Origin of the sequence: Mammaliicoccus sp. F-M27 (genome assembly GCF_022387115.1) — a bacterium.
GTDB lineage: Bacteria > Bacillota > Bacilli > Staphylococcales > Staphylococcaceae > Mammaliicoccus > Mammaliicoccus vitulinus.
The window spans coordinates 1-2,062 of sequence record NZ_JAJNIE010000033.1 but is presented as its reverse complement, the minus strand read 5'-3'; the positions used below and the strand labels follow the sequence as shown (position 1 = coordinate 2,062).

The 2,062-nt window shown below is 37.0% G+C and carries 3 protein-coding genes; all 3 read right to left on the bottom strand.

The features are described from left to right. Nucleotides 1-464: 464 nt before the first annotated feature. Nucleotides 465-1,328: an IS3 family transposase gene (locus LQ598_RS13640; RefSeq protein ID WP_103361549.1), complete on the bottom strand. Its 864-nt coding sequence runs from the start codon at nucleotides 1,326-1,328 to the stop codon at nucleotides 465-467. After that, nucleotides 1,292-1,843 carry a helix-turn-helix domain-containing protein gene (locus LQ598_RS13635; protein ID WP_107596494.1) on the bottom strand — a complete coding sequence of 184 codons (552 nt, stop codon included), beginning with the start codon at nucleotides 1,841-1,843 and terminating at the stop codon, nucleotides 1,292-1,294. Before LQ598_RS13635 ends, LQ598_RS13640 begins: the two co-directional genes overlap by 37 nt. Before the next feature lie 27 nt (nucleotides 1,844-1,870). Further along, nucleotides 1,871-2,062 (bottom strand): hypothetical protein (locus tag LQ598_RS13630; protein ID WP_239745721.1); only part of this gene is annotated, 192 nt, incomplete at its 5' end.

Genomic DNA, 2,062 nt, shown 5'->3' with positions numbered 1-2,062 from the left:
AACCCCCCCAAATCCTGAACGCTTTAACGAGTGTTCGGGATATTTTAATGTAAAAAGGAAGCGGAAAGGAACGCACCAGATAAATCAAAGCCCTATACAAGCACCTTAAACTATCCAAGCTAGAAACTGATCTGTGCCGAAAAGAGATACAGGCCACCTCAACCTTATAAGCGCCTAGATATGTATAAAACAATCCTATCTTGCCACAAATCCAATCAATCTAAGGTGCGCAGGCACAAAAACCTAACCTAACCAAACCAAACCCGACCTGAACCTAGTAAGCGCCTATTCCGAACCTTACCCTAACCAAGCCACGAACAGAATCAACCTTTGCTAACCGCTTCTAACTAAGTACGAAGGAACGGGAAAGCGTTCTGAGACCTCACCCTTTCCCGTTCCAAAAACCATTAATAATGAAAAAGTCCTCGCTTGCAGGTAGTGACCCCCCAAAGTTAGAGTTTCCATTATGCTATTAATTGGCTGGATTGAGTTCGGTATTGTACTGGACTTCGTCCAGCCAATTTTAATTTCAAACGTTCATTGTTATACCAATAGATGTAATCCTCAATTCTTCTTTTTAATGTTTCATAGTTAACAAGTTCTTCTCCATGATACATTTCCTGCTTCATGATGCCAAAGAAATTCTCCATAGAAGCATTATCCGCACACGTCGCTTTACGTGACATACTTTGATAAATCCTTTGTTCCGATAATCTTCTAATCCATGCATTATGCTGATAATGCCAACCTTGATCAGAATGTATCGTCGTACGATATGGTGCTTCATGCTTAATGATTGTAACTGCTTTATCCAATGATTGAAGTACTAAGTCTAATGTTGGTCTTCTGGATATACCATAAGAAATGATTTCCCCATTGTATAAATCCATAATAGGGCTGAGATATAATTTTTGTTCTTCAGCACATTTAAATTCAGTGATATCTGTCACTAATTTTTGAAGTCGAATAGATGTATGGAATCTACGATTCAAGCGATTTTCAGCCACTTTACCAACTGTACCTTTGTATGATTGATAGCGTGATTTACGTGTGAATTTTTGACATTTTAATCCTAGTTCTCGCATAATTCGTTGTACTTTCTTATGGTTAATGAGATAACCTTGATTTCTCAAAGCTAAATATATACGACGATAGCCGTATTTACCGTTGTGTTTTTGAAAAAGTTCAATGATCTTTTTCTTCCAACCTTTATCTAAATCTTCCTTTTGTAATTGTTTGGCATGGTAATGATAGGTTGCTTCTGGTATACCAACCTTTACTAAGATATCTTTTAATTTGAATCCTTCTTCTTTGAGTTCGAATGCCACTGCTGCTTGTGCTTTTCTAGAAAGGCACTCGGATTCTCTCGAAAAGCGTTCAACTTTTTTAAATAAGCATTCTCTAATCGAAGATTTTCATTTTCTAGCTCTAACTCTTTTTCTCGTGATAGGTTTTGATTAGATTTCTTCTGTTTCTTCTTTTTCATGGGAGGTCGTCCTTTCGGCTTTTCGAGTCCTTCCACACCTTCTTTGTCATATATCTTTTTCCATCGCACAATAATAGATGGGGTATTTAGGCCAAATTTAATCGCTGTATCTTGGAAGGAATCGCCTGTTCTTTTCATATAGTTTAATACATTTATTTTGAATGTAACAGAATAAACTGTCTTTTTCTGTTTCTTTTTAATGCTATCTACACCGAATGATTGAAAGGCTTTTACCCATGTTCGTATAATAATTTTATCAGGTATATTATATTTTTTAGCTAATTTTCGATAACCATAATGGCCATCTAGATAATCTCTTACAACTTTCAACTTAAATTCATCACTATATTTTGTCATATTAAAACACCCCTAAAGTTAGTTTTTTTACTCTAACTTTAGGGGTGCAGTACCGCACGGGGCTTCACACTTTTTCATTACGGGCAAAATATCCTCGCTTGCACGGGGCGTCGCATATTTTGCCCTAAGTTCAAACCCGTAAAACCCTAAAATCAAAACCGCTTCAAACCAAGAACGAAAGAACGGGAAAGCGTTCTGAGTCCTCACCCTTTCCCGTTC